This window comes from Chryseobacterium sp. DT-167 (assembly GCF_058310155.1).
Map to the genome: position 1 here is coordinate 21018 of NZ_JBZEEQ010000021.1, position 8335 is coordinate 29352.

5 protein-coding genes are annotated in these 8335 nt (G+C 35.5%); all 5 read left to right on the plus strand.

The genetic code is table 11. The features are described from left to right. Positions 1-39: 39 nt before the first annotated feature. Positions 40-2439: a type VI secretion system protein TssR domain-containing protein gene (tssR, locus tag AC4FQ5_RS19295; RefSeq protein WP_491146021.1), complete on the plus strand. Its 2400-nt coding sequence runs from the start codon at positions 40-42 to the stop codon at positions 2437-2439. A gap of 94 nt (positions 2440-2533) precedes the next feature. Further along, positions 2534-3037: a DUF4280 domain-containing protein gene (locus AC4FQ5_RS19300; protein ID WP_491146023.1), complete on the plus strand. Its 504-nt coding sequence runs from the start codon at positions 2534-2536 to the stop codon at positions 3035-3037. 18 nt (positions 3038-3055) lie between these two features. Further along, positions 3056-6256: a glycoside hydrolase family 19 protein gene (locus tag AC4FQ5_RS19305; protein ID WP_491146026.1), complete on the plus strand. Its 3201-nt coding sequence runs from the start codon at positions 3056-3058 to the stop codon at positions 6254-6256. Then, a complete protein-coding gene (locus AC4FQ5_RS19310; protein WP_491146028.1) occupies positions 6256-7191 on the plus strand; it encodes a hypothetical protein in 936 nt (311 codons plus the stop codon). Before AC4FQ5_RS19305 ends, AC4FQ5_RS19310 begins: the two co-directional genes overlap by 1 nt. A 58-nt stretch (positions 7192-7249) precedes the next feature. Beyond that, positions 7250-8209, plus strand: a complete 960-nt coding sequence (locus tag AC4FQ5_RS19315; protein WP_491146030.1) for a hypothetical protein — start codon at positions 7250-7252, stop codon at positions 8207-8209. Positions 8210-8335: the final 126 nt, after the last annotated feature.

An 8335-nucleotide genomic window follows, 5' to 3' on the forward strand; every position in this document is an offset into this window, starting at 1 on the left:
TTTTTTCGGATACCACACCAAATTATAAAGAAAATTAAGATGAAAAGTAAATTTCCTCTAGCAGCTTATTATATAGGTTTATCTGTCTTGCTTACAAGCTGTCAGGTAAAATTGCCGTCAAAGAAAACTCCTGAACCAAAACAGTACGGACAGATTGACAATTCGCCAGTTATTGATGGTTTTTCAAAGAAATCTGTGCCTTGGATTGCCATTTCAGACCGATCAAGAAATACGGCTTACCTTGATAAGAGTGATGAAAAATCATATAAAGAAGTGAAGTTTTTAGAACCTCTAATGGTTTTGAAAAACCGGGACGGCATGGTAAAAGTAGCAGAATACATTCCTGATGCTTTAATGAAAAAAGTCTCATCAAAATCGGTAAAAACCTATGGCTGGATTCCCGAATCTGATCTTTTGCTCTGGAGCAATTCATTAAAAAGCGAAAAAACAGGTTATCCTGTACGTGTTGCTGTCGTTCCGAGCAGTCCGGAAGTGATAAAAAGTGCAGAAAGGTATTACAAAAACGATTCTATCATGGTTTTTAATTCGCCAAGTCTGATCGAACAGGCGAATGTGAAAATTCCGAATGGTCAAATGGTTTATGTTTACAAAAAAGCAGAAAATAACAAAAGATTTTTAGTAGGTAAAAAGCCGTCTATTGATATGGACAGTATTAGTACAGGACTTTACGGATGGGTAAGTTCTGATGTGATTTCGGCATGGGGAGAACGTTCTGCCTTTAAGATGAAAAATCCTACCGGAATTAAAGAAACAGCTTTAGGAATTCATGAAGGTTCACCGGGAGGAACAGATGCAGAAAAAAGAACTGCAATTTTTCTTACCGATGTAGATAAAAGAACTCCGCTTGAAAATATTTATCCCGTTAATTTAGCACTTACTGATACCGTTGCGGCAGATAGCAAAACAAAGTATTTTACCAACGTATTAGATTACAGTAAAAATTATGTCTACAATGTTTTGGGAACAGAAATTTACTTCGATCGTTACAGAGAAATTACCGAGAGAAGTAAAAGAGCAAACATTGTTTTCGTCCTTGACGTAAGTTCTGCAAACGCACCCTACACACCCATTGTAAAATCGCTTCTTCAGGATCTTCAGCTGAGATTTGAGAAGCCTTCTTATTTTAATTCAATAAAATATGGGGTTGTACTTTATAAGAATAATCCATGCGGAGAAAACGTAGCTCCATCACCTTTGAGCAAAGATTACAGTAAAATAACAACTTTTATTGATCAGAAAATCAATGAAATGAACTGCCAAAGTACAGGTGGAAATCAACCGGTAAATGAAGGTTTAATTGCAGCCGGAAATCTGCTTTCCGAGGTTCCGGATGAAACCAACATTGTCATCACGATCGGTACTTCTGCCAACAGGGACAGCAATATGTATGGGGTAATTAATTCGCTGACTCAGGCTCAGGCAAAAGTCATTATGTTCCAGACAAGTGCAAGATCTTCAGATACATATAATGATTTTGTTTTGATGGCAGAAAATGTTGTTACAAACACCGCAAAAAATGTCGCCGAACTGAAAAAGCAGAAAATAATCAATCAGAGTGATGTTTTAACGAAGAATAATTTTAATTTAATTGAAGGCGATGCTGGTTTCTACTCATTAGATTTCCCGAAACAAAGTATGGCTCCCGGATTTGTTATTTTCCCTAAAAAAGGAGATATTACCGCACCGGGTTTCTTAAAAAAATCTGTTGACAGTCTGATTGCTCAGGTGACTTTGGATAATGAAATGATCGATAAATCTTTGAACGAATACTTCCACTCATCGGTTGGCGCCGGAAGAACGGATGTTGATTTTAAATATAAATATTTATATCCGGGACTGACGAATCCTGTTCCTGCGGGCATCGCAGCACAGTTAATCAATTACGGGAATCCGTTTTTGGTGAAAGGATATATTCCGAGAGAATTAAAAGAATTCAAACCCGGAATGGAAAAAGGGATCTTGATTTCTGAGTCAGAATATGATCAGCTTAAAGCTTTCTACGCTGAAGTTTATGAAAAAACAGGAGCGGCAAGAACTGATTTTAAACAAACAAGAGCAGTGAAAGAATATGTTAAGCTTTTGAAAAAATACAATCCAACCCTGAAATTTTTAGATAAAGGAGAATTATATGAGCAGCCAATGTCTTATGCCGTAGGAATCAGTACAGGTTTTGACAATTCCGAGGCTGAACTGATGTCAAAATATAAACTGAAAGGCTGGAAAAAATCAAAGATCATCACCAATGATCAGGCAAGAACTTATTTTAAATATTACAAAGATCTAGCAGAAAGAATGCTTACCCACAGGAACAATCCTGCGGTAAAAATAAAGCAGAACGGTCAGGAATTTTATTGGCTTAATGAATATTTCATGCCGACCACATTACCGGTAGAAGAACCGGAGTATACTCAACATTAATAACTTATACTATAAAAAAGACGGAAAATTTACTTTCCGTTTTTTTTATGTTAGCTTACTTTTTGTTATCTTTGATTACCAAACATCACAAAATATGTCAGAGCAATCATCATCTCATGACGGCAAACACTTTGTCGTACAGAAAGGAAAATGCGAGTGCAATCAAGGAGACCAGTTTCCACAGCATAAAGTGACTGTGCATCAGAAGCATTATTGGAATGATGCAGCAGGAAGTACAGATTATCTTGCAGTTACAGAAGATGATCTGGAATTTACACCTTCAGGTCCGAGTTTCGGACGTTGCAAACTAAAGCCTTCTTCAAGCGGATATTTACCCTGTGCCTATGCTCCTGCCGGAAAATGGCAAAAAACCTATGATAAAGTAAAGGTCATGGGCAAAAAAGTGGTGACTGAAGTTTCTGAGCTTCAGTGTGCTGTAGGTGGGAAAATTACAATTAAAGATCACGGTCAACGTGGTGAAATGAGTAAGCAGAATGTGAAAAATGCTGATGAAAAAATCGTCAGACATATGAATCCTCTGGTGGATGTGAACGAGTTTAAAGAAACTGTTTTCGAAAGTGAATTAGATGCTTATTAATCTTTAAAACATTCTGCAATGTCAAAAAAAGGAGTTTCAAAAATATCAGGAAATCCTTCTCCGAAAGTTGGAGAAGCGACTACATATACCATTACAGACTGGTATCCTGCAACACCACAAAATCAACGAAATGCAGGGGGTGTTACATGGGAATTATTCAAAAAACGCTCAAACGGTAGATTTACCACTACAAATATTAAAAAAACAGGCTCCGGAACATTCACTTTTGGAGAGGTAGCTCAAAGAAATACTTATCGTCTTGAAGCCTATCTTTATGAGCCTGAAGGAGATGGTGCATCAACCATTGAAATTACTCCTCAACCTGTAGCAATTCCGAGAATTAATAAAATCGAATTGCAATATGTTGATGATTCTCCCGGAACAGTTTTTAGTTACACCGAAAAAATGCGTGCTAGAGCGCAATGTGTAAATTTAACGGGACAAAAACTTAAATTTTCTCTTTGGGAAGATGATGCTGTAGGTGATGGGCATAATGCCAATAATCTTTTAATTGAAACTAAAGAAGCGACGGTAGACAGAACTGGAGTGGCAACAGCAGAATTTATGCTGACAAGAGCTTTGATGCAAAAAGCAATGCAGGGAGAAACTGATCCCAAACAATTGGAATTTTATGTTACTGTAGAATATTTTCAGGATAGAAAACATGCTACAGATAATGTAAATGTAAATAATCCTTCTCATGTTCCGACAACTGCGCCGCAACCAAGATCACAACAACCTGCAAGTAATCCTACACCTTCGCAACCGGCTCAAGCGAATCAACAACCAACTTCAAACGTTCCTCCAAGAGCAGCCAACTCACCTGCAGCAGACAAGCCGCAATCTCAAAAAGAAGAAAAAGGGATTGTAGACAGAGTAACAGATTGGTGGAATAAGCTTGAGCTTTGGGATTGGGCAGAATCACCGGGAACTATTAAACCTACACAACCGCCGACTCAGCAATCTTCTGATGGAAAAGCAGTAAGCGTTGTACAAGATACCGGAGTTGAAGATATTCTTGATGCTTATTTCGCTAAAAAAGAATACACAAAGCAAACGGGCGAGGTTGCAGGAAGTTTTGAATATAAAATCGGCAGCAATGGTAACAAAACAGCAACCGATGCCGAAAAAGAAAACATTGCAAAAATAATTCTTGCCAAACCTGCAGTGAAAGCTTTAGTCGATAAGAAAGAATATACAACTTTGGCAGCCATCAAACAGGGGCTTACAAAAGAAGTTTACAATAAAGATGAAAAAGTAACCTTCCAGACTTTTAAATTGGGCGCTGAATTGAAGAAAATAAACAGTGCTCCACTTGATGCCAAAGTATACTTGGTTGCAAGAACTTCAGGTTTAAATGGAAAACAAGCGACCTTAATTGTCAAAGAAAAAGATGGTCTTATAAAAGGTTCTGCAGGAGCCGTTCTTCCGCTTTTGGAAATTACCGAAGCGCAAATGGATCAGACAACAGCAGCCGGAACAGCAGTGCCGGGAACTGAAAAAACACAATTTACTGCTACGATAGAAAACGGTGTAGCAAAAGTTCCGATTCATCTGAGACCAAAATCTGATGATGAACTAAAGCAATGGAAAGAAAAAGTCTCCAAAGGAAAAGAAGATGGAGAATACACCTATAAATTTGGAGGTGAAAACCGAATTACAGACGAAAATTCTAAAAAGACAGTTGCAGAAACCATTCTGAAAAACGCAAAAAGCGGAAACGCAAATAACACAAAAATTGCTGATGGTAAATCGGCTTATGTAGACGATATTATTAAAGCTCTTTCTATAAAAACATATCAGAAGGACGAAACAATTAAGTTTAAATTATATAAAAAACAGCAGGAATTACTTTTCATTCAGGCAAAAGCGCAAGGAGAAAAACAACATGATAAAGAATTCCTGAAAGCTGAGGGAGCTTACTTTGTTATTGGGAAAAACTGTTTCTGCAACAGAGATATCACATTAGCAGAATTTGAAACGATCCTTAAAAAACTTAGGGAATCGGAGGGAGTCGCTAATACAACAGGTTTATTTTATAAAGACAATTGTAATTTAGATGATAAAACGAATGCAAGTTTCTTAGCGAAAATCAATGAAAAATTTAAAGCACATGAAATAAATACCTGTATCAGAAAAATTCACTTCTTAACACAAGTATATCATGAGACAGATAAATTCCAGACGACATTAGAATACGCAAACGGAATTAAATATGATCCGGGACATCACGATGATGCCAATGGAAACGGAAATACAGTTGCAGGGGACGGAGAAAGGTATAAGGGGAAAGGATTGATGCAGCTTACCTGGAAAAATAATTATAAAAAATACAAAGCCTATTCAGGAGAAGATGTTGTAGGAAGCCCTCTCAGAGTTGCAGAAGAGTTGAATCTGGCGGTAGATTCTGCAGTTTGGTTCTGGACGCAGGGTAAAGTTTTGGGAGCAGGAGATACCTGGACGGTTCCTACCACTACATACAGTCAGTATGATAATTCAAACGGGAAACAGTTTCCAAAAACCCAAATATCTAAGGTAACACCGGATGGTACGGTTTCGTATGCGACAATTAATATGAATTTGCTTGCTGATAAAGATTATATTGATACCATAAGCTGGCTTGTGAATGGCGGTGGAAACGGAAGACTGGAAAGAAGAGATTATCTAAAAGAAATTAAAAAGATCTTTAATTATCCTCAGGATTGTGCCAATGCAGGAGCTTCTGGAGGAAGTAGCGGTGTAACAATACATTTTGTAGGAGATACAGCACTTGAGAGTGGCATCTCACAGAGAACAAGAACAGTACTTGAAGAAGTAGGAGCCGCGTCAAAAAATAATGATATTTACATTACCAGTACAGCAAGAACGCCAGCTGATCAGGCAAGAATTATGTATGATAACATTGCCAGAACAGGAGCTGCAGAGCAAAAAGGAATTTATGCCAATGCTGGAGATCAGGTGATTGATGTTTATACAGCAGGAACAAATGCTCATAAAACAGAAGCGCAGATCATTCAGGATATGGAGGCGAAGATCAATGAATTAGGACCTTCATCAGTTTCTAAACACTTGGCAGATCCGAATGTAATGAACACTTTTGATGTTTCTATCCGCAGATTGACAAATCCGAATGACTTTAAAACCGAAATGCAGAAAAGATCAGAACTTCATCAATTATTAGATGAAAATGGTGCTTATCACGTTGAAATCAATCAATAATGAAACAAGTAAAACACGTTTTTGTAGGAATATTATCTTTATTTGTATTAAATATTTCATGTCAAAAGAATTCTGTAAGTGTTACTGCAACACTTCCGAAAGAGGTGAAATCAGATAACGACACCATCATAGAAAAATCTGGAATTTATTTAATTTCACCGGATCTGGAAGACATTGATTCTATAAAAAAAGTGATAGGAGAAGACAGATTTTATACTGTTGCGGATGATGCTAATTTTTATATCTCAAAAATATCTTCGGGTCTAAAAGATAAACTACCGACGTTAAAATACGGGAAAATTGATTTTAAAAATGAAAACTTTGTATTTGATAAAAGCAAATATCAAAATAACTGGTTGATCGTCGATTATAAGTCAGGAAAAAAGCCGGAAATATATTCGTTGGTAGATTTTTACAGTCAGCAAAATAAATCTGAAAATAGTCAACCAAGTTCGAAAAAAGCATCAGATATAGAATCCTACCAAAACAATAAAGATTTTATTGCGATGACATTTGACATCAATAATGACGGAAAAGAAGATAAGATTTTCAGCAATAAACCCAATACCGGAGATAGCTTGCTTGTTTATTTTTATGAAAATGAAGGATATGTATTGAAACTAAAATCAATAAATTTTTCTCAGGATGGCGGAAATCAGGTTTCTCAAATCAAAAAAAATGGTAAAGGATTTTCTGTTGTCACCAATTTTCCGAAAGGTACAGATCGGTATAACTATTTTATAAGCTTTGAAAATAATAACTTTACAGTAAATAAGGTAATTCACGAGATGAGTTCTTGGCAGGAAAATGACAATAAAACGAAAATTTGTGAATTTCATCCTAAAATAGATCTTCAGAAATCTTCAGATCAAATTTTTAATCAGTTAATTGCGGCAGAAAAAAATGCGGTTTGTGTCACTAAAAAAATGCAATAAATAGAATATTTCAAATTAGTATTTTTTTTCATTAAAATTTTAAGGAATTTATAAATCTATGATCCTCCATTTTATTCGCCACGGTGACACGCTTCAAAGCATTGCCGATCAGATCAGTCTTGAAAATCCGCTTTATATAAAAGAATTTCACAATCAGAAATGTACCGGAGAAGATTACATTTTTGAGGAACTTGTTGTGGGGAAAAAACTTTTTCTTCCGGACAGTCAGACAATTCAGAAATACAACTCAAAAAATGATGCACCATTCAAAAGTCCTGAAAAAAATCCGAAAATAAATTTTTTGCCTGAAGGATTAGATTTTCAGTATAAGGTAAATGTTAAAGAAATCTCTTTCGATGACGGAAAAAAATCTGAAAACTCATTTTCCTATAATTTTTCCTTAAAATGGATAAAAAGTGAATACAATCATCACACTTTTCATATTTCTAAATCTGATTTTTCGAATGTAAAAGAAAAGTTAGGCGATTTAGCGAGCAGTTGTATGCAATCTTTGAATCCTATCGAAATCCAAACTGACTTGAAAGGTGAAATTGTGACCATCAATCTTTTGAAGGAAACAATAGAAAATTTCCCAAAAATAAAGGAGAAACTATTGGATCAGTTTCCGGATAAATATACAGAAATTTATATTGATGAATTTGAATATGTTGCTCTAAATCAGGAATTATTTCAAAAAAAAATGAAACAGGATTGGATGCTTAAAACTTTTTTTGCACCCATTAGAAACGAATTTAAAAACGGAAAATCCTCTTTTAAAATCTTTCTGGAAAATGAAAATTCTCTGGTTGATATTCAGCAAAACGGACTTGTTAACGATGAAACTGATGAGGTTATCCTAAATCAAACATTATTAATTGATAGAATTGAAATAAAGTACACCGGAAATTACATTCTTGCCACACAAAACGGAATTATAAAATCGATGGACATTCGCAATTCTTATTCTGAATATAATATTCTGCATACCACAGAATTAAAAGTTAGTCAAATCACATAACTTGTATTAATAGATTATTGAACTGCCAAGTCGTACTTCTACTACCCAATATCGTAGAATTACTACAAAATGTGAAAAAGTTTTAATTTTTTTTCAGAATAATTTTAGGTGTAATTATCTTTGAGC